The sequence below is a fragment of the Sanguibacter sp. Z6_81 genome (assembly GCF_057180625.1).
The window spans coordinates 370,760-391,098 of record NZ_JBXUFV010000003.1; the positions used below are offsets into that span (position 1 = coordinate 370,760).

Below are 20,339 nucleotides of genomic sequence, written 5' to 3' on the forward strand. Positions count from 1 at the left end.
GTCGGGCAACCGGCTGTCGCTCACCATATCGTTTGTCGTTAGTAACGATAAACAATATGGTGCGACGATGGACACCAACGGAACACCACCCGCAGAGCCCGCACCCCGACCGTCGACGGTCGTGACCACCCTCACCGACCAGAGCCGCAAGGACCGCAGGTTGCTCTTCTGGGTCGTCGTCGTCGTCTGCGGGATCGGTGTCGTGGCGCTCGTCGTGTCGTACCTGCTCGCCGCGACCTACCAGTGGAGCGAGGGCTTCGTCGTGCTGGCGCTGCACCAGGTCGACGGCGTGTCGACAGTCCAGTCGCCCTCTGGCGTCGCTCTCGAGCCCACGGGAACGCTCGAGGCGACCGTCGCCGCTGATGCTCTGCCAGGAGCTGCCGTGGCCCTGCTCTGGCTGGCTGACGGCGTGCACACGGTGCTGTGGTGCGCCGTCGCCGTCATGCTCGCGCTGCTCGCCCTGCGCTTGTCGGACGGGCGCCTCTTCGCACCGGCGACGATGCGCGTCCTCAACGTGTTCACGGTGGCGGTCTTCGCCATGGTCGCGGGTCCGCAAGGGCTGCGGCAGCTGGGCACCAACTGGGCCATCGGCTCCCTGGGGTGGCAGGGCCGCATGGCCCCGAGCCCCGACCTCGGGTCCGGCGTGTGGATCGCCTACGCCGCGATGCTCTTCTGCATCTGCATGCAGATAGCCCTGCGCAGCGGTGCGCGGCTCGCTCGCGACCAGGACGGCATCGTCTGATGGGTGAGCAGCCCGACGACCACTCGGTCGTGTGCCGTCTCGACACCCTCCTGGAAGCGCGGGGGATGACCCTCGTCGAGCTCTCCGAGCGGGTGGGGATATCGGTCGTCAACCTCTCCGTCCTCAAGAACAACCGTGCGCGGGCGATCCGGTTCAACACCCTCACCCGGTTGTGCCAGGTGCTCGGGTGCGGGCCGGGCGACCTCTTCGAGGTCGTGCTCGATGCCTGATCTCGTCCTCGCCACCCTGGGTGTCCTCGGGCGGATCGGGTCAGGTCTCGGTGCGCGCGGTGAGCTCGGCGTCCCGTGCGATCGTCGCGGCGACGCCATGGACGACGGTCGACAGGAACGCCCGGTCCTCGAGCGCCATGAGACCGGCCACGGTCGTCCCCCCGGGCGAGCACACGGCGTCGATGAGGCCCCACGGGTTGTGCTCGGACTCCAGGACCATCCGCGCCGACCCGAGCACGGTCTGGGCGGCGATCCGCGTCGCGAGCGCCTTCGGCATACCTGCCTGCACGGCGCCCCGCGCGAGCGAGTCGATGAACAGGTACGCGAACGCGGGCGAGCTGCCGGCGATCGCCGTGAAGGTCGAGAACTGTGACTCCGCCAGCTCGATGGCGTCGCCGACAGCACGGAAGATCCCGAGCACGAGGTCCAGGTCCTCGCGCGTCGCGGCCGCGTTGCCGGTGACCGCCGCCATGCCCGCACCGATGGTCGCGTTGATGTTCGGCATGACGCGGACGACGGGCGCGGAGCCCGCCGGCCGTCCGGCCGTCGCCAGGAGCGCCTCGAGCCGGGCGACGGGGGTCCCTGCGGCGATGGACACGACGACCCGGCGCCGGTCGGCGAGCTGGGCGGCGAGCTCCGGCAGGACCTCCGGGATCACCTGCGGCTTCATGGCGAGCACGACGACGTCGCAGGCCTCGACGAGCTCCGCGTTCGTCGCGGCGGCGCGCACGCCCAGCTCGTCCCGCAGCGCCTCGCGCTTCTCGGTCGTCGGGTCGGACACGACGATCTCCGTCGCGGGGAGGAAGCCGTCGCTGACGATCCCGCGGACGATCGCGCTCGCCATGTTGCCCGTACCGATGAACCCGACCGTCATGTCTGCGTACCTCTCGTGGTGTGGACGTGCTGGTTTACGGTAGCGGGTGGGAGGCACGAGCCCCCCGGGAAGCAGGGGGAGAGCGATGTCGCAGGCGTTACGAGCGGTGGTCACCGGAGCCTCGTCGGGGATCGGCGCCGCCACCGTGCGCCTCCTGCGTGCGCAGGGCTGGGAGGTCGTCGCGGTCGCGCGCCGTGCGGACCGCCTCGCCGAGCTGGCCGCCGAGACCGGCGCCACCGCGGTCGCGGCCGACATCACGCGCGCCGACGACGTCGCACGCCTGGCCGCGCTGGTCACGGAACAGGGCCCGCTCCACGCGGTCGTCAACAACGCCGGGGGAGCGCTCGGGCTCGACCCCGTCGCCACCGGCGACGTCGAGCAGTGGCGTCAGATGTACGAGACGAACGTCCTCGGCACCCTCCAGGTGACCCAGGCGCTGCTGCCCGCCCTCCGAGAGTCCGGACGCGGTGACGTCGTCGTCGTCACGTCCACCGCCGGGCACGGCACCTACCCGGGCGGTGCCGGGTACGTCGCCGCGAAGCACGCCGAGCGCGTGCTCGCCGAGACGCTGCGCCTCGAGCTCGTGGGCGAGAGCGTGCGTGTCATCGAGATCGCCCCCGGCATGGTGCGCACGGAGGAGTTCTCGCTCACCCGGTTCGGCGGCGACCAGCGCCGCGCCGACGACGTCTACTCCGGCGTCGAGGAGCCGCTCACCGCGCAGGACGTCGCCGACGCGATCACGTGGACCCTCACCCGACCCCACCACGTGAACATCGACTCCATGGTGATCCGCCCGCGGGCACAGGCGTCGAACACGGTCGTCGCACGCACGCCGCCCGCCTGACGTATCGCCGGTGCGCGCCCCGAGCCGCGGGTGCCCTTGCCCGACCGTTGGGGAGATGGCACACTCCTCGTCGTGACCACCTCCCGCCCCGCCGTCGTGCGCGCCCAGCGCGTGCGCTCCGCTGCGGTGCAGGTCACCCGTGCCGCGTGTTGTTGAGGCCCCTGCCTCCGACCCGCCCTGCCCGCGCCGACCCAGGACCATGTCCCTGAGGTGAGCGGGCCCAGCACCGCCCCAGAGGAACACCATGGTCACCCTCGAGGTCCTCGCCTCCGCACCCCTCACCATCGAGATGCTCGTCGCCCGCGACATCTCCGCCTACTCCGCCCGTCGCCTGGCGCCACCACAGCGTCCTGGCCGCCGTCACCCGCCCCGCAGCGCGCGGACCGGTGGCTATAGTGGGAGCACAGGCGTCGACCCGGCCATCACCGGTGAGCCTCCGGAAGAACAGGTCTCCCTCACCGGGGCACCCCAGTAGAACCGGACGGGTGGCCCGTCACAGCCGACATGAGAGGCCGCCGGTCTGCACCGACCAGCGGCAAGCGGGGTGGTACCGCGGCTCGACGCTCACGCGTCGGTGTCGTCCTCGCACGAGAGCGAGCACGACCCGGACCACCCGCCACAGGAGCTGTACTCATGAGCTATCCGCTGCACCGCCCGTCCGACGACGGCGTCGCCGCCTCCCCGAACCTCCCCGCGCTCGAGGAGGAGGTCCTCGCCTACTGGCAGGCCGACGGCACGTTCCAGGCGTCGATCGACAACCGCCCCGAGGGCGAGCACGGCAGCAACGAGTTCGTCTTCTACGACGGCCCCCCGTTCGCCAACGGCCTGCCGCACTACGGCCACCTGCTCACCGGGTACGCCAAGGACGTCGTGCCGCGCTACCGCACGATGCGTGGGCAGCGGGTCGAGCGCCGTTTCGGTTGGGACACCCACGGCCTGCCGGCCGAGCTCGAGGCCGAACGGGTGCTGGGAATCACCGACAAGTCGCAGATCGAGGCCATGGGCATCGACACGTTCAACGCGGCATGCCGCGAGTCCGTGCTGCGGTACACGGGGGAGTGGCAGCAGTACGTGACGCGCCAGGCGCGCTGGGTCGACTTCGAGCACGACTACAAGACGCTCGACATCACGTTCATGGAGTCCGTGATCTGGGCGTTCAAGCAGCTGTACGACAAGGGGCTCGCGTACGAGGGCTACCGGGTGCTGCCCTACTGCTGGCGCGACGAGACACCCTTGTCCAACCACGAGCTGCGCATGGACGACGACGTCTACCAGTCCCGTCAGGACCCGGCGCTGACCGTCGGGCTCCGCCTGCTCGACAACGCCGGCGAGCCCACCCAGGAGCTCGCGCTCATCTGGACGACGACACCGTGGACGCTGCCCTCGAACCTCGCCGTCGCCGTCGGGCCGGACGTCGAGTACGTCGTCGTCGCGCCCGGCCCCGAGTCTGCGCTCGCGGGCAACGAGGTGCTCCTGGGTGCGGCGCGGTTGTCCGCCTACGCCAAGGAGCTCGACCTCTCCGACGACGTCGCGTCGCACGTCCTGCGCACCGTCCGCGGCGCCGAGCTCGCCGGCCGCCGGTACGTCCCGCCGTTCGACTACTTCGCGGGGGCGGACGCCGACCCCGCCGCTCACCAGATCCTCACGGCCGACTTCGTCACCACCGAGGACGGCACCGGGCTGGTGCACCTCGCGCCCGCCTTCGGCGAGGACGACATGGCGGTGTGCCTCGAGGCAGGCATCAGCACGGTGGTGCCCGTCGACGACCGCGGTCGGTTCACCGCGCAGGTGCCGGAGTACGCCGGCCAGCAGGTGTTCGACGCCAACCCGGCGATCATCAAGGACCTCAAGGACGGCACCGGGCCGCTCGCCCGGACCGACGCGGCGCGCCGCGCGGTCGTCGTGCGCCACGAGACCTACCAGCACTCCTACCCCCACTGCTGGCGGTGCCGGAACCCGCTCATCTACAAGGCCGTCTCGAGCTGGTTCGTCAGCGTCACGAAGATCCGCGACCGCATGGTCGAGCTCAACCAGGACATCGCCTGGACACCGGAGCACATCAAGGACGGCCAGTTCGGCAAGTGGCTCGCGAACGCCCGTGACTGGTCGATCTCCCGCAACCGCTACTGGGGCACGCCCATCCCCGTGTGGGTCTCGGACGACCCTGCCTACCCACGCGTCGACGTCTACGGCTCCCTCGCCGAGCTCGAGGCGGACTTCGGCGTGCCCGTCACCGACCTGCACCGCCCGTTCATCGACGAGCTGACGCGCCCCAACCCGGACGACCCCACGGGGCGCTCGACGATGCGCCGCATCCCCGACGTCCTCGACGTCTGGTTCGACTCGGGGTCCATGCCGTTCGCGCAGGTGCACTACCCGTTCGAGAACGCCGACTGGTTCGAGCACCACTACCCGGGCGACTTCATCGTCGAGTACATCGGGCAGACGCGGGGCTGGTTCTACACGCTGCACGTCCTCGCGACCGCCCTGTTCGACCGGCCCGCCTTCCGCACCGCCGTCTCGCACGGGATCGTGCTCGGGTCGGACGGCCGCAAGATGAGCAAGTCGCTGCGCAACTACCCGGACGTCTCCGAGGTCCTCGACCGCGACGGCTCGGACGCGATGCGGTGGTTCCTCATGAGCTCGCCCATCCTGCGTGGTGGCAACCTCGTCGTCACCGAGGAGGGCATCCGGGACTCCGTGCGTCAGGTGCTGCTGCCCGTGTGGAGCACGTACTACTTCTTCACGCTGTATGCCGACGCGGCGAACGGCGGCGCGGGGTACCAGGCACGCGCCGTCACGCCCGACGAGGTCGCCGGCCTGCCCGTCATGGACCGGTACCTCCTCGCGCGCACCGAGCGTCTCGTCGACACCGTGACCCGACAGATGGACGTCTACGACATCTCCGGCGCCTGTGAGAGCGTCCGGGAGCACCTCGACGTGCTCACCAACTGGTACGTGCGCACCCAGCGCAACCGGTTCTGGGCGGAGGACACCGACGCGTTCAACACGCTGTGGACCGCGCTCGAGGTGCTCACCCGGGTCATGGCCCCCCTCGCTCCGCTCCTCAGCGAGGAGGTGTGGCGCGGGCTCACCGGTGGACGCAGCGTGCACCTCACCGACTGGCCCGCGCAGCAGCGCGTCGACGAGGACGCCGAACCGTTCGTCGTCGACGGCGCCGTCCGCGCGGCCGGGGTGCGGCTGGTCGTCGACCCCGTCCTCGTGCCGGACGCCGGGCTCGTCGCCGTCATGGACCGCGTCCGCACCGCGTGCTCGCTGAGCCTCGGTCTGCGCAAGGCCCACAAGCTGCGGGTGCGCCAGCCGCTCGCCCGGCTCACCGTCGTCGTGGAGGACCCGACGACGCTCGCGCCGTACACCGACCTCCTGGCGACCGAGCTCAACGTCAAGGACGTGGAGCTGGTCGGCCTCGACTCCGGCGCGGCCGAGAGGTACGGCATCTCCCGCCGACTGTCGGTCAACGCCCGCGCGGCAGGCCCACGCCTGGGCCGGGGCGTCCAGGCTGCGATCAAGGCGGCCAAGGCCGGCCAGTGGCGCGAGGAGCCGGACGGCACGATCGTGCTGACGACGCCCGACGGCGACGTGCCGCTCGAGCCGGCGGAGTACGAGGTGTCGACCGTCGTCGGCTCCGGTGACGCGGACGGACAGGTCGCCGCGGCGGTCCTGCCCGACGGCGGGTTCGTCGTGCTCGACCTCGCTCTCACGGACGCGCTCCTCGCCGAGGGGTACGCCCGCGACGTCGTCCGCGACGTGCAGGACGCCCGGAAGGCGGCGGACCTCGACGTGACCGACCGCATCACCCTCTCGCTGACGGTGCCGCCGGAGTGGCTCGCAGCCGTCGAGGAGCACTCCGAGCTCATCGCACGGGAGACGCTCGCGGTCGAGATCGTCGTTGCCGCGTCGCCGGCGCCGGACCGGCACGTCACGGTCGCCCGCGCGACCGGTGAGGGGACGACCACGGGGGTGGACGCATGAGCAGCAGGACGAACGGCCGACGTCGGGACGAGGGCCCCGAGGTCCCGCCCGAGGTCCAGGCGGAGCTGGACGGTGTGTACCGGTCGATCATGAGCCGCGCCCCGGAGCATGACATCGACCCGACCCTCGACCGGGTCCGGCAGGTCTGCGAGCTCCTGGGCGACCCGCAGCGGGCGTTCCGCACGGTCCACGTCACGGGCACGAACGGCAAGACCTCCACCTCCCGCATGGTCGAGCGGCTCGTGCGCGAGCACGGGCTGCGCACCGGACGCTTCACGAGCCCGCACCTCACCTCCGTCACCGAGCGCATCGCCATCGACGGCGAGCCGCTGAGCGCGGAGCGCTTCATCGAGGTGTGGCGCGACGTCCAGCCGTACGTCGAGATGGTGGACGAGTCGTCGCAGGCGTCCGGTGGCCCGCGACTGAGCTTCTTCGAGGTGCTCACGGTCATGGCCTTCGCCGCGTTCGCCGACGCCCCTGTCGACGTCGCGATCATCGAGGTCGGGATGGGCGGCACCTGGGACTCGACGAACGTCGCGGACGGCGAGGTCGCGATCATCACTCCCGTCGCTCTCGACCACCAGCGGTGGCTCGGTCACACGATCGCGGACATCGCCGGGACCAAGGCGGGAATCGTCAAGGAGGGGGCGACGCTCGTCCTGGCGGAGCAGAGCGAGGACGCCGAGGGAGTGATCCTCGCGGTGGCCGCGGAGCGCGGGGCGCGTGTCCTGCGCGAGGGGATCGACCTCGAGGTCCCCGAGCGCTACCCGGCTGTCGGCGGCCAGCTCACGAGCCTGCGCACCCCGGCCGGGCTCTACACGGAGATCTATCTCCCGGTGTACGGGGCCTACCAGGCGCACAACGCGCTGCTCGCCCTCGCGGCGACCGAGGCGTTGCTCTCCGGTGGACGGGCCCTCGACGGCGAGGTCGTCGGTGCGGCGTTCGCGGACGTCGACAGCCCCGGGCGCCTCGAGGTGGTCCGTTCCAGCCCGACGATGCTCGTCGACGCGGCGCACAACCCCGCCGGGACGCAGGCGCTCGTCGACGCCGTCGAGGAGTCCTTCGAGTTCACCCGGCTCATCGGCGTCGTGGGTGTCCTCGCGGACAAGGACGCCGAGACGATCCTTGCCCTCCTCGAGCCGCTCCTCGCGGAGGTCGTCGTCACCCGTTCGAGCTCCGAACGGTCGCACGACGTCGACGACCTGGAGGAGCTCGCGATCGACATCTTCGGGGAGGACCGGGTCCACAGCGCTGAACGGCTCGACGCCGCGATCGACCTCGCGGCCGGCCGTGCGGAGAGCGAGGACACCATCGGTGTCGGCACCGGCACCGGCGTGCTCATCACCGGGTCCGTCATCCTCGCGGCCGAGGCCCGGGTGCTCCTCGGCCGCGGCTGACCGGGCTCCGGCCCGCACCGCCGGAGCCGGGGTGGTCTAATGGCGGGACCGACGACGACGCGACCCGGGGAGAGGCGTGCCATGAAGAAGTTGATCAACGCGCCCGAGGAGGCCGTGGCCGAGGCCGTCGAGGGGTTCGTCCTCGCACACGCCGACCTCGTGGCGCAGCTCCCGGGTTCCCTGGTGGTCACCCGACGCGGGGGCACGAGCGCCGGCAAGGTCGGCCTCGTCTCCGGCGGGGGATCCGGGCACGAGCCGTTGCACACGGGATTCGTGGGAGCGGGCATGCTCGACGCCGCCGTCCCGGGTCCGATGTTCACCTCGCCCACGCCGGACCAGGTGCTGCGGGGTCTCGTCGCAGCCGACGGCGGGCGCGGGGTCCTCGCGATCGTCAAGAACTACACGGGCGACGTCCTCAACTTCGAGACCGCGGCCGAGATCGCGGTGGATGACGGCCGCGACGTCGTCACGGTGGTCGTCGACGACGACGTCGCGACCGACGAGCCAGGGATCGGCCGGCGGGGTGTCTCCGGAGCGCTGCTCGTGGAGAAGATCGCCGGCGCCGCCGCAGAGCGCGGCGACGACCTGGCGTCCGTCGCGGCGCTCGCCCGGCGGGTCGTCGGCGACGTCCGCACCATGGGCGTCGCCCTGCGGGCGTGCACCGTGCCGCATGTCGGACGTCCGAGCTTCGACCTCGGGGAGGACGAGGTGGAGATCGGCATCGGGATCCATGGCGAGCCCGGGCGTCGCCGTGTCCCGCACACGAAGGCCGACGAGATCACCCGCGTCCTGCTCGACGCGGTGGGGAGTGCCCTCGCCCTGCGTCCGGCGGACCGGGTGTTGCTGTTCGTTAACGGTATGGGCGGGACACCCGTGTCGGAGCTGTACGTGGTCTATCGTCAGGCACGCCGGCTCCTCGAGGAGCAGGGTGTCGAGGTCAGCAGGTCGCTCGTGGGTTCCTACGTCACTGCGCTGGACATGCAGGGGGCGTCGGTCACGGTGCTCCGCCTCGACGACGAGCTCACCGAGCTGTGGGACGCCCCGGTCCGGACGGCAGCTCTCCGGTGGTGAACCACACGGGTGCCCGGCGGGTGACGAAGCCCGGCCCGACGACGAACGGCTCCAGCCCGGCGACGAGCAGGGCGTGCGGGAGTGCGGGAGTGACGCGGGCGGGTCACGAGAGATGCACGGATGCGGGCGAGAGAAGGACTGTGGCAGGTATGGCGTTGGACGTGGCGTGGGCGGAGCGATGGGCGCGGGAGACCGCAGCCGCGATCGCAGGAGCGCGCGACGATCTCGTGGAGCTCGACCGGCAGATCGGGGACGGGGACCACGGGGAGAACCTCGACCGGGGCTTCCGGGCCGTGGTGAGCGCCCTCGACTCGGTCGAGGAGGAGCCACGGCTCATCGGTGACGTGCTCAGGCTCGTCGCCACGACGCTCATGTCCTCGGTCGGGGGGGCCTCCGGTCCGTTGTACGGGACGGCGTACCTGCGCGCCGCCAAGGTCACGGGGCTCGAGACGCTCGACGCGCGTGGTGTGGTGGCACTCCTCGAGGCGGCCCTCGAGGGCATCACGGCGCGAGGCAAGGCGGTCCAGGGCGAGAAGACGATGGTCGACGCCTGGGTGCCGGCGGTCGAGGCCGCGGTCGCTGCCGCGGCCGCCGGCGCCGCTCCGCTCGGGGTCCTCGTCGCTGCCGCGCAGGGTGCGAGCGCGGGCGCGGACGCGACGAAGCCGCTCGTCGCGACGAAGGGGCGCGCGAGCTATCTCGGTGAGCGGAGCGTCGGTCACGAGGACCCCGGGGCAGCCTCGAGCGTCATCGTCCTGTGCGCGGCTGTGCGGGCGGCCACCCAGGAGGACGCAGCATGAGAGCACGTGTGGCGCTGGTCCTCGTCTCCCATTCCCAGCGGCTCGCCGCGGGGACCGCGGAGCTCGCCGCGCAGATGGCGCCGGGGGTGCTCCTGCTGCACGCCGGCGGGACCGCGGAGCAGACGCTCGGCACCGACTTCGGCCGGGTCAGTGGCGCGGTCTCCGAGGCGTTGCGGACCTCGGACGGGGTGCTCGTCCTCGCCGACCTCGGCTCGGCGATCCTCACGGTGGAGTCGGTCATCGAGGTGCTGCCTGCCGCGGACTCGGAACGCGTCCGCCTCGCGGACGCTCCGTTCGTCGAGGGAGCGGTCGCTGCCGCGGTCACGGCTCATGGCGGCGGGAGCCTCGCCGAGGTGCTCGACTCCGCGGAGCATGCGGGCTCGACCTTCTCGGACCGGGAGTGGCCGGAGAGGACGAGCGAGGCCGGGGTGCCCGCTGCAGCGAGCGGTGACGGCGACGGCACACGCCGGTCGGTGGTGCTGCGCAACCCGCTCGGTCTGCACGCCAGGCCGGCGGCGGTCCTCGCGCGTCTCATCGCGGGGTTCGACGCCCGACTCACCGTCAACGGGGTGAACGGCGCGAGCATCCTCGAGCTCATGAAGCTGGGTGCGACCGGCGGGCAGGAGCTCGACGTCTCGGCCAGCGGACCGCAGGCTGTCGAGGCCGTGGCAGCTGTCGTGCACGCCGTCGAGGGCGGGTTCGGCGAGGCCTGAGCGGCAGGCCCGGGCGCTGGCGTCGGTATCCTGGGTCGGTGAGCAGAGCCAGCAGCACCCCCGAGCCCGTCGGCCCCGGTGTCTCCCCGCAGAGCGGCGGAGTACCACGCATCGTCCCCAAGAAGCCCGCGAAGCCGCAGTTCGCGTCGACGATGCTCGTCCTCGAGGCGTTCGTCGTGGTCTTCGCCACGCTCACGGCATCACGGCTCCTCGACGTCCCCGCGGGCCAGGTCTGGCTCGTCGGTGGTGTCCTCGCTCTCACGCTCCTCGTCCTCAGCCGGACGGTGACCATGCCGGGCGGCTATGTCGCCGGGTCGCTCGTCCAGGTCCCGTTCCTCGCGGGCGGTCTCGTCATCCCCCTCATGTTCCCCGTGGCGATCGTCTTCATCGCGCTGTGGATCGTCTCCCTGTGGCTGGGCGCGAAGATCGACCGGGAGCGCGCGGAGTACGACGCGGCCCACCCCGACGAGGCGCCCAACGTCCGCTGATCGCCGCGGCGTCAGAGTCACCCACTAGGGTGTTCCGCATGACTACAGACCCCGCACCCGCGACCTCCCGCACCCTCGTCCTCGTCAAGCCGGACGGCGTCCGCCGGGGGTTGTCGGGGGAGATCCTGCGCCGGATCGAGGCCAAGGGGTACACCCTCGCAGCCGTCGAGCTGAAGACCGCGACCGACGAGCTCCTCGCGCAGCACTACGCCGAGCACGAGGGCAAGCCGTTCTACGCACCGCTCGTCGAGTTCATGAAGTCCGGCCCGGTGCTCGCAGTCGTCGCCGAGGGGCAGGGCGTCATCCCGGGCTTCCGCTCGCTCGCAGGGACGACCGACCCGACGACCGCCGCCCCCGGCACCATCCGTGGTGACCTCGGCCGTGACTGGGGCCTGAAGGTGCAGCAGAACCTCGTGCACGGCAGCGACTCGGAGGAGTCTGCCGCCCGCGAGATCGCCCTGTGGTTCCCCGGCCTCTGAGCACCTGACCCCCTCTCCGCCAGCAGCACACCGGCCGTCGTACCGTGCATCTCAAGACCCTCGCTCTGCGGGGATTCAAGTCGTTCGCATCGGCGACGACCCTCCGGTTCGAGCCGGGTGTCACGTGCGTCGTGGGGCCCAACGGCTCCGGCAAGTCGAACGTCGTCGACGCCCTCGCCTGGGTCATGGGCGAGCAGGGGGCCAAGACGCTGCGCGGCGGGAAGATGGAGGACGTCATCTTCGCCGGCACGTCAGGTCGGCCGCCGCTCGGACGGGCCGAGGTGGCCCTGACGATCGACAACTCCGACGGAGCGCTCCCGATCGCGTACTCCGAGGTGACGATCAGCCGGACGCTGTTCCGCAACGGGGGCTCTGAGTACGCGATCAACGGGTCATCCTGCCGGCTCCTCGACATCCAGGACCTGCTCTCCGACTCCGGCCTCGGGCGGGAGATGCATGTCATCGTCGGTCAGGGGCAGCTCGACGCGGTGCTCCGGGCGACCCCTGAGGAGCGGCGCGGGTTCATCGAGGAGGCCGCGGGGGTGCTCAAGCACCGCAAGCGCAAGGAGAAGGCGCTCCGCAAGCTCGAGAGCATGCAGGGGAACCTGCTGCGGCTGGGCGACCTCACGGCGGAGGTGCGCCGGCAGCTCGGTCCGCTCGGACGTCAGGCCGAGGTCGCGCGTCGTGCCGCTGCCGTGCAGTCCGACCTCCGGGACGCCCGTGCCCGACTCCTCGCAGACGACCTCGCCCAGCTCCTCGCGACGAGGGAGCAGGAGATCGCCGAGGACACCGCGGTCCAGCAGCGACGGGCCGCGGCGGAGCAGGCGCTCGACCAGGCTCGCGGAGCGCTCGCGGAGAGCGAGGCCAGGGCAGCCGAGGCCGCGCCGGCTCTCGCGGCCGCGGCGGAGACCTGGTACGAGCTGTCCGCCGTCGCCGAGCGCGTCCGGGGGACCCGGACGCTCGCGGCCGAGCGTCTGCGGCTGCTCGCAGCACCGCAGGAGACGACCCGGGGTCAGGACCCGAGTGACCTCGAGGCACAGGCCGAACGTGCCCGTGCCACCGAGGCGCAGCTCCAGCACGAGGTCGAGCGCCTCCGGGTGGCGCTCGAGGCGGCTGGCGTCGAGCGCACGGACGCGGAGGAGGGCGCGAGCTCCGCGGAGCGCTTCCTGGCTGCACTCGTGCTCGCGTCCGCCGACCGGCGGGAGGGACGGGCGCGCCTCGCGGGCAAGGTCGCTGCTGCACGCTCACGGTTCGAGGCGACCGCGTCCGAGATCGAGCGGGTCCGCGAGTCGCTCGCCGAGGCTGAGCGCCGCGCGAGCCGCGCCACGCAGGAGGCTGAGGCGCTCGAGACCGAGGTGCAGGGCGCGGAGCAGGGCGAGCACGACCTCGACGCACAGCACGAGGCAGCTGCCCTCGCGCTCGAGGCTGCGACGAGCGCCCTGCGCGCCGTGCGGGAGGCGCGGGCCGACGCGGAGGCCGAGCATGCCCGGTGGCGCACCCGGAGCGAGACGCTCGAGATGAGCCTCGACCGCAAGGACGGTGCCGGGGTGCTGCTGGCCTCCGACGCGTCCGGGCTGCTGGGACCCGTCGCTGATCTGCTGACCATCGCCCCCGGGTACGAGGACGCCGTCGCCGCGGCTCTCGGGTCGTGGGCCGACGGGGTTGCGGCCGGGTCAGTCGACGCAGCCGCCGCAGCGCTCCGCCTCCTTCGCGAGGAGGAGGCCGGCCGCGCCGCCCTCGTGGTGGCGGCCGAGGGCGAGCCGGTCGCGCAGTCCGCGGAAGACGACCTCCCGCCGGGCGTCGTGCGGGTGACGGACGTCCTGACGGTGGACCCGTCGGTGGCGCGGGGCATCGCAGCCCTGCTCCGCACCGTGGTCGTCGTGGACGATCTCGACGCCGCTCGCGGCCTCGTCGCCGGGCGTCCGGAGCTCATTGCTGTCACCCGCACCGGTGATCTCCTCGCTGCGGACCGCGCGGCGGGCGGCTCGGCGTCCGCACCGGGCGCGTTGCACCTGCGCGCGGCGCTCGACGAGGCGCAGTCCGGGGCGCGTGAGGTCGAGGAGCGGCTGCTCGCCATCCGTGCTGCCGAGGAGCAGGCACGCGAGGCGCAGGCGGTCGCGCGGGCGCGTTCCGAGGAGACGCTCGTCAACCTCAACGCGTCGGACGCCGCGCTGGCGGCCGTGGCGGAGCGGCTCGGGCGCCTCGGTGCGACCGCGCGTGGTGCCCGCGCAGAGGCCGCGCGATTCACGGCACAGCTCGCGACCGCGACCGCGAACCTCGAGCGTCTCGAGCAGGAGATGGCGGAGCTCGAGGACCGTCTCGAGGCGGCCGACGCCGTCCCGGAGGAGTCCGAGCAGTCCATCGCAGCGGCGACCTCGGACCGCGACTCGCGCGCCGCAGCAGCGGCCGATGCCCGAGCCAGGGAGGTCGAGGCCCGGCTCGCGCTGCGGACGAGCGAGGAGCGTGCCCGCGCACTTGCTGGTCGCGCGCAAGGGCTCGACCGTGCAGCCGCCGCGGAGCGAGCTGCTCGTGAACGCGCGGCTGCGCTCGAGGCCGAGCGCCTGCGCCAGATCGATCGAGCCGCCGCGGTCCAGGACGCGACCACGGTGCTCCTGCGCCAGGTCGAGCGCTCGCTCGAGCGAGCGGGTCTCGAGCGGGACGCGGCGCAGCGAGCCCGCGCCCAGCACGACGAGGAGACTGCCCGACGACGGGGCGTCGTGCAGGACCTCGACGGGCAGGTGCGGGCCCTCACCGACGTCGCCCACCGTGACGAGGTCCTCCGGGCGCAGCACCAGCTGCGCATCGAGCAGGCCGAGCAGCGCTCCCGTGAGGACCTCGGGCTCGACCCCGAGGTCCTCGTCGAGGAGTACGGGCCGCACCGTCCCGTGCCCGACCCGCCCGGCAGCGCGGCGGCGGACGGGGAGGACCCCGACGTTCCGCGCGAGCGCCCCTATGTGCGCGCGGAGCAGGAGAAGCGGCTCAAGGCCGCCGAGCGGGACGTCGCGCGTCTGGGGCGCGTCAACCCGCTCGCGCTCGAGGAGTTCGCGGCGCTCGAGGAGCGGCACACCTTCCTCACCGAGCAGCTCGCCGACCTCAAGACCTCCCGAGCCGACCTCCTGCAGATCGTCCGGGAGATCGACGACCGCGTGGAGCAGGTGTTCACCCAGGCCTTCCACGACACCCAGGCCCAGTTCGAGGAGGTGTTCCCGCGGCTGTTCCCCGGCGGTGAGGGGCGCCTCGTGCTCACCGACCCGTCGGACATGCTCGCGACGGGCATCGAGGTGGAGGCGCGGCCCGCCGGCAAGCGCGTCAAGAGGTTGTCCCTCCTGTCGGGCGGCGAGCGTTCGCTCACCGCCGTCGCGCTCCTCGTGTCCATCTTCAAGGCACGACCCAGCCCGTTCTACGTCATGGACGAGGTCGAGGCGGCGCTCGACGACACCAACCTCGGCAGGCTCCTGGAGATCTTCGTCGAGCTCCGAGAGGACAGCCAGCTCATCGTCATCACGCACCAGAAGCGGACGATGGAGATCGCGGACGCCCTCTACGGGGTCACCATGCAGGGCGACGGCGTGACGACGGTCATCAGCCAGCGCATGCCCGCCCGGGACTGACGCACGCTGCCCCCTGCCGGCGCGCTCAGCAACGTGCTGGCCGACGGGCCGCTCGCCGCGGGCCGCTCGCGGTGGACCGCTCGTGGTGCAGCGCGACGCCCCGTCCTGAGAGACTGCAGGGGTGACTGAACTCCTCCCGCTGTGGATCACCCTCGCTGTCCTCGCCCTCCTCGTCCTCGGCTTCGTCGGCGTCTCGACCGCACGACGGCGCCGTGGGGCTCCGCCGATCGACCGCTCCTCGACGGGCGCCCAGGTCGGCCCACGGGCGCACGAGGCGGACGGGACGGGCGTCGCGGTGGACCCGGCTCCCGGGGGGCTCGTGGACCCCGGGCTGACCCGACCCGAGGTCGGCGTGCCCGACCTCGACCTCCCGCAGGTCGAGGTGCCCGAGCCGGCAGCCGGGCGGCTGACCCGGTTGCGCGAGCGGCTCGCGCGCTCCGGTTCCCCCCTCGGCACCCGGCTGCTCTCGGTGCTCTCGCGCGACCACCTCACCGAGGACGACTGGGACGAGCTGGAGGAGACCCTGCTCCTCGCGGACGTGGGTGCCGGTCCGGCGACCGAGCTCATCGAGGCCCTGCGCCTGCAGGTGCGGGTCCAGGGGGTCAAGGACGCGGCGAGCGTCCGAGCGATGCTGCGGTCCGAGCTCATCACGCTCGTCGACCCGACGCTCGACCGCAGCCTCAACACCCAGCCCGTCGTGAACGAGGACGGCACGAAGACACCAGCCGTCGTCCTCGTCGTCGGGGTCAACGGCACCGGCAAGACGACGACGGTCGGCAAGCTCACCCGGGTGCTCGTCGCGGACGGCAGCTCGGTGGTCCTTGGCGCAGCCGACACCTTCCGGGCAGCAGCCGCGGACCAGCTGACGACCTGGGGCGCCCGGGTGGGCGTCGAGACGGTGCGGTCCTTCAAGGACGGGGCAGACCCTGCGGCCGTCGCGTTCGATGCGGTGCGTACGGCGCACTCCCGCGGTGCGGACGTCGTTCTTGTCGACACCGCGGGACGTCTGCAGAACAAGGCCGGCCTCATGGACGAGCTCGGCAAGATCACCCGCGTCATCACCAAGGAGGCGCCCCTGAGCGAGGTTCTCCTCGTGCTGGACGCCACGACAGGACAGAACGGACTCAACCAGGCCCGGGTGTTCGCAGAGGTCGCGGGTGTCACGGGCATCGTCCTGACGAAGCTGGACGGGACCGCCAAGGGCGGGATCGTCGTCGCCGTGCAGCGTGAGCTCGGCGTCCCGGTCAAGCTCGTGGGCCTGGGTGAGGGGCCGGACGACCTCGCCCCGTTCGACCCCGCCGGATTCGTGGACGCCCTGCTCCAGGAGTGAGCCCGGCCCGGATCGGGGCATCGTCGGCCTGCGCGAAACACAACGTTTACCTGAGTGGTGATCTCGTCACGCGGGCGTAACACGATCGCGCGCTGAGGGTAACCGCGCTCCCAGAAGGTTGTACCCGACCGGCCGCCCCGGCTGGGATGGGAGATGATCCGATGGAATGGGATACCGGAGCTACCGCGTGGATGCTGACGTCAGCGTCTCTCGTGCTCCTCATGACGCCCGGTCTGGCGTTTTTCTACGGCGGCATGGTCCGAGCCAAGTCCGTGCTCAACATGATGATGATGTCGTTCGGCGCGATGGCCATCATCGGCGTCGTGTACGTGCTGTGGGGCTGGTCGATGTCGTACGGCTCCGACGTCGGCGGGATCATCGGTAACCCGTTCGATCAGTTCGGCCTCTCCGGCACCATCTTCGACGAGGCGGGTGATCCGGTGGTGAGCACCCTCGGCAACTACCCGCAGGTCGTCGACGTCGCCTTCCAGGTCACCTTCGCGATCATCACGACCGCGCTCATCAGCGGCGCCATCGCGGACCGTGTGAAGTACGGCAGCTGGCTGCTGTTCACAGCCCTGTGGGTCACCCTCTCCTACTTCCCGATCGCCCACATGGTCTGGGGCGGTGGGATCCTCAGCGGTGCCGAGAACAGCATCGCGTCGATGATCTTCGGCAGCACGGACGGCGTGGCCGACGTCGCGCCCATCGACTTCGCGGGTGGCACGGTCGTGCACATCAACGCCGGTGTGGCAGCGCTCGTGCTCGTCCTGCTCATCGGAGCGCGCAAGGGCTTCGGCAAGGAGCCGATGCGCCCGCACAACCTCCCGTTCGTCATGCTCGGTGCCGCGCTCCTGTGGTTCGGCTGGTTCGGGTTCAACGCGGGCTCGGCCTTCGGTGCCAACGAGACGGCCGGCCTCGCCTGGGTCAACACGACGACGGCCGCCGCGGCAGCCATCCTCGGGTGGCTCGTCGTGGAGAAGATCCGTGACGGTCACGCCACGTCGCTCGGTGCCGCGTCCGGCATCGTCGCTGGTCTCGTCGCCATCACCCCCGCCGCTGGTGCGCTCAGCCCCGTCGGCTCGATCGTCCTCGGTCTCGTCTCCGGCGCCCTGTGCGCACTCGCCGTCGGCCTCAAGTACCGGTTCGGCTACGACGACTCGCTCGATGTCGTCGGCGTCCACCTCGTCGGTGGCCTCGTCGGTACCGTCGCGATCGGATTCCTCGCGACCGAGACCGGTCTGTTCTACGGTGGCGGCATCGACCAGCTCATCATCCAGATCGTCGTCGCAGTCGTGGCCATGATCGTCTCGGCGGTCGTGACGCTCGTCATCGGCCTCATCATCAAGAGCACCCTCGGCTGGCGGGTCACCGAGGAGGCGGAGGTCGGCGGCATCGACCTCGCCGTCCACGGTGAGGGCGCATACGAGACCCTCGGCGGCGGCCGGGTCATTACGGAGGTCAAGGCATGAAGCTCGTCACCGGAATCATCCAGCCCCACCGTCTCGACGACGTGAAGTCGGCCCTCGAGGCGGCCGGCGTCCGAGGGATGACCGTCAGTGAGGCCAGCGGCTACGGCCGCCAGAAAGGCCACACCGAGGTGTACCGCGGCGCCGAGTACACCGTGGACCTCGTGCCCAAGGTCCGCATCGAGGTCCTCGTCGAGGACGACGACGCCATGGTCGTCACCGGCGTGATCGTCCAGGCCGCGCAGACCGGGAAGATCGGCGACGGGAAGGTCTGGACCGTTCCCGTCGACGACGTGGCCCGGGTCCGTACCGGGGAGCACGGCGCGCAGGCTCTGTAGCGCACGGACGAACACCGAACAGCACGAGACGGACCGGTCGATCGGCCGGTCCGTCTTGCGCTCCCCGGCCGGGGAGCACGTCAGGGGGCGACAGGATGACGGAGCAGGTGCAGGGACACGGCGCGCAGGCGGACCCCGGTTCCCCCGGAGCGCCGGGAGCAGCACGGGGGGTGCGGGACCTGCGGACCGAGCGGCTCGCCGTCGCGGAGCGGTTCAACCGGGTCGGTGCAGCAGGAGCAGGGACGTCCGAGCTGGGACGTGCACGGCGGGAGTCGCTCGTGGACCTCGTCACCGGCAGGCTCGCCGAGCTGTGGCAGGACGCCGCCGCGGACCTCGACCCGAGCGGTGTCGCGCTGGCGGCCGTCGGGAGCCTCGGACGCGGAGACCTGGGGCCGATGAGCGACCTCGACCTCGTGCTCGTGCACGACGGGCGGACGCACTCCGCAGAACAGCTGTCCGCGCTCGCAGACCGGCTCTGGTACCCGATCTGGGACTCCGGCCTCGACCTCGACCACTCGGTGAGGTCGCTCGCGCAGTGCCGACAGGTGGCGTCGAAGGACCTTCCCGCGGCGGTCGGCATGCTGGACGTGCGGCCGATCGCGGGAGACACCGTCGTCGTGCACCGGGCCACCTCCGCCGTGCTGTCCGACTGGCGTTCCGCCGCGCGACGGCGCCTGCCCGAGCTTCTCGCATCGACCCGTGCGCGAGCAGACCGGCACGGGGAGCTCGCCTACCTCGTCGAGCCGGATCTCAAGGAGGCACGAGGCGGCATCCGCGATGCGGTCGTCCTCGGAGCACTCGCCGCGACCTGGCTGACCGACCGCCCCCACGGGGCCGTCGACCGGGCCTACGCGCACCTGCTCGACGCGCGCGACGCGCTCCAGCTCGCGACGCGACGCCACACGAACCGCCTCGTGCTCGCGGACCTCGACGAGGTCGCCGCGCGCTGCGGGTACGACGACCCCGACGACTTCCTCGCGAGTCTCGCCGAGGCAGGCCGGGAGATCTCCTACGGGCTGGACACGACCGTGCGCCGTGCACGCCAGGCACTGCAACGCCCGTTGGCCGCGGCGCGCCCCTTCATGATCCGCGGCCGACGGGCGGCTCCCCGCCTGCGTCCCGTGGGGGACGGGCTCGTCGAGCACGACGGCGAGCTCGTGCTCGCCGTCGCGACCGACCCGACGACGGACCCCATGCTCGCGCTGCGGGCCGCCGCGACGGCAGCGCGCACCGGTCTGACGATCTCACCGGTGTCCGTGGCGAGCCTCGCGCAGTGCCCGCCACTGCCTGAGCCGTGGCCGCGCGCGGCCCGGGCTGCGCTGCTCACCGTGCTCGGCTCCGGTCAGGCACAGATCCCCGTGTGGGAGGCGCTCGACCTGGCCGGCGTCGTCACGTCCTGGATCCCCGAGTGGGCCGGTGTGCGGAACCGGCCGCAGCGGGCCGCCATCCACCGGCACACCGTCGACCGACACCTCATCGAGGCGGTCTCGCTCGTCCCCCGCAAGGCGGTGGCTCGCGGCGACGTCCTCCTGCTGTCAGCGTTCCTGCACGACATCGGCAAGCGCGCCGGCGCGCAGGACCACTCCGTCACCGGCGCGGGTCTCGTCCCGGCGATCCTGGGGCGGATGGGCTTCGCGGAGGACGTCATCGCCGACGTCGCGCGGATGGTCGCCCACCACCTGACCCTGTCGCGGCTCGCGGTGAGCAGCGACCCGAACGACCCGGCGACCGTCGCCGAGCTCGCCGCAGCCGTCGACCACCGCGCGGACCTGCTCGACGTGCTGCGTGCCCTGACCGAAGCCGACTCGTCGTCGCTCGGACCGACGGCCTGGACAGCGTGGCGTGCGCGGCTCGTCGACGACCTCGTCGAACGCACGCGGCGGACCCTCGGGGACGCGGAGGCGCTGGACGTGGGGCCGGGGGACGGCCGGGGCGCCACGCCCGAGGAGTGAGCCGGTAGTCT

Annotated in this window: 17 protein-coding genes; 16 read left to right on the forward strand and 1 reads right to left on the reverse strand. The window is 72.0% G+C overall.

All coding sequences use genetic code 11. The features are described 5' to 3' along the window. The first annotated feature begins 67 nt into the window (after positions 1 to 67). Positions 68 to 742, forward strand: a complete 675-nt coding sequence (locus AC2AXK_RS10120; protein WP_484345238.1) for a hypothetical protein — start codon at positions 68 to 70, stop codon at positions 740 to 742. Continuing rightward, positions 742 to 972 (forward strand): helix-turn-helix domain-containing protein, encoded by a 231-nt coding sequence (locus AC2AXK_RS10125; protein WP_484345239.1) that lies wholly within the window; start codon positions 742 to 744, stop codon positions 970 to 972. The genes AC2AXK_RS10120 and AC2AXK_RS10125 overlap by 1 nt, the downstream gene beginning before the upstream one ends. A gap of 40 nt (positions 973 to 1,012) precedes the next feature. Here AC2AXK_RS10125 and proC read toward each other — a convergent pair whose 3' ends face one another. Further along, positions 1,013 to 1,846 (reverse strand): pyrroline-5-carboxylate reductase, encoded by an 834-nt coding sequence (gene proC / locus AC2AXK_RS10130; protein ID WP_484345240.1) that lies wholly within the window; start codon positions 1,844 to 1,846, stop codon positions 1,013 to 1,015. 85 nt (positions 1,847 to 1,931) lie between these two features. Here proC and AC2AXK_RS10135 point away from each other — a divergent pair, with 85 nt between their 5' ends. The 14 genes from AC2AXK_RS10135 (at position 1,932) to AC2AXK_RS10200 (ending at position 20,328) form a co-directional block, all read left to right on the forward strand. Then, on the forward strand, positions 1,932 to 2,690 hold the full coding sequence (locus tag AC2AXK_RS10135; protein ID WP_484345241.1) for an SDR family oxidoreductase: 759 nt from the start codon (positions 1,932 to 1,934) through the stop codon (positions 2,688 to 2,690). A 244-nt stretch (positions 2,691 to 2,934) separates the two neighbouring features. Then, positions 2,935 to 3,165: a hypothetical protein gene (locus AC2AXK_RS10140; protein WP_484345242.1), complete on the forward strand. Its 231-nt coding sequence runs from the start codon at positions 2,935 to 2,937 to the stop codon at positions 3,163 to 3,165. A 158-nt stretch (positions 3,166 to 3,323) separates the two neighbouring features. Beyond that, positions 3,324 to 6,683: an isoleucine--tRNA ligase gene (gene ileS / locus AC2AXK_RS10145; RefSeq protein ID WP_484345243.1), complete on the forward strand. Its 3,360-nt coding sequence runs from the start codon at positions 3,324 to 3,326 to the stop codon at positions 6,681 to 6,683. After that, a complete protein-coding gene (locus tag AC2AXK_RS10150) occupies positions 6,680 to 8,080 on the forward strand; it encodes a bifunctional folylpolyglutamate synthase/dihydrofolate synthase (protein WP_484345244.1) in 1,401 nt (466 codons plus the stop codon). Before ileS ends, AC2AXK_RS10150 begins: the two co-directional genes overlap by 4 nt. An 81-nt stretch (positions 8,081 to 8,161) precedes the next feature. Next, positions 8,162 to 9,151 carry a dihydroxyacetone kinase subunit DhaK gene (dhaK, locus tag AC2AXK_RS10155; RefSeq protein WP_484345245.1) on the forward strand — a complete coding sequence of 330 codons (990 nt, stop codon included), beginning with the start codon at positions 8,162 to 8,164 and terminating at the stop codon, positions 9,149 to 9,151. 149 nt (positions 9,152 to 9,300) lie between these two features. After that, positions 9,301 to 9,948: a dihydroxyacetone kinase subunit DhaL gene (gene dhaL, locus AC2AXK_RS10160; RefSeq protein WP_484345246.1), complete on the forward strand. Its 648-nt coding sequence runs from the start codon at positions 9,301 to 9,303 to the stop codon at positions 9,946 to 9,948. Then, the gene (dhaM, locus tag AC2AXK_RS10165; RefSeq protein ID WP_484345247.1) at positions 9,945 to 10,661 is read left to right on the forward strand and encodes a dihydroxyacetone kinase phosphoryl donor subunit DhaM; all 717 of its coding nucleotides are present in this window, start codon (positions 9,945 to 9,947) and stop codon (positions 10,659 to 10,661) included. Before dhaL ends, dhaM begins: the two co-directional genes overlap by 4 nt. Before the next feature lie 38 nt (positions 10,662 to 10,699). Continuing rightward, positions 10,700 to 11,149 (forward strand): DUF4233 domain-containing protein, encoded by a 450-nt coding sequence (locus tag AC2AXK_RS10170; protein ID WP_484345248.1) that lies wholly within the window; start codon positions 10,700 to 10,702, stop codon positions 11,147 to 11,149. 38 nt (positions 11,150 to 11,187) lie between these two features. Then, on the forward strand, positions 11,188 to 11,628 hold the full coding sequence (gene ndk, locus AC2AXK_RS10175; protein ID WP_484345249.1) for a nucleoside-diphosphate kinase: 441 nt from the start codon (positions 11,188 to 11,190) through the stop codon (positions 11,626 to 11,628). Positions 11,629 to 11,672: 44 nt separating this feature from the next. Continuing rightward, positions 11,673 to 15,239, forward strand: a complete 3,567-nt coding sequence (smc, locus tag AC2AXK_RS10180) for a chromosome segregation protein SMC (protein WP_484345250.1) — start codon at positions 11,673 to 11,675, stop codon at positions 15,237 to 15,239. A 121-nt stretch (positions 15,240 to 15,360) separates the two neighbouring features. After that, on the forward strand, positions 15,361 to 16,569 hold the full coding sequence (gene ftsY / locus AC2AXK_RS10185; protein ID WP_484345251.1) for a signal recognition particle-docking protein FtsY: 1,209 nt from the start codon (positions 15,361 to 15,363) through the stop codon (positions 16,567 to 16,569). Between the two features lie 161 nt (positions 16,570 to 16,730). Continuing rightward, positions 16,731 to 18,041 (forward strand): ammonium transporter, encoded by a 1,311-nt coding sequence (locus tag AC2AXK_RS10190; RefSeq protein WP_484345252.1) that lies wholly within the window; start codon positions 16,731 to 16,733, stop codon positions 18,039 to 18,041. Then, positions 18,038 to 18,376, forward strand: a complete 339-nt coding sequence (locus AC2AXK_RS10195; protein ID WP_484345253.1) for a P-II family nitrogen regulator — start codon at positions 18,038 to 18,040, stop codon at positions 18,374 to 18,376. The genes AC2AXK_RS10190 and AC2AXK_RS10195 overlap by 4 nt, the downstream gene beginning before the upstream one ends. Before the next feature lie 95 nt (positions 18,377 to 18,471). Continuing rightward, positions 18,472 to 20,328: a [protein-PII] uridylyltransferase gene (locus AC2AXK_RS10200; protein ID WP_484345254.1), complete on the forward strand. Its 1,857-nt coding sequence runs from the start codon at positions 18,472 to 18,474 to the stop codon at positions 20,326 to 20,328. Positions 20,329 to 20,339: the final 11 nt, after the last annotated feature.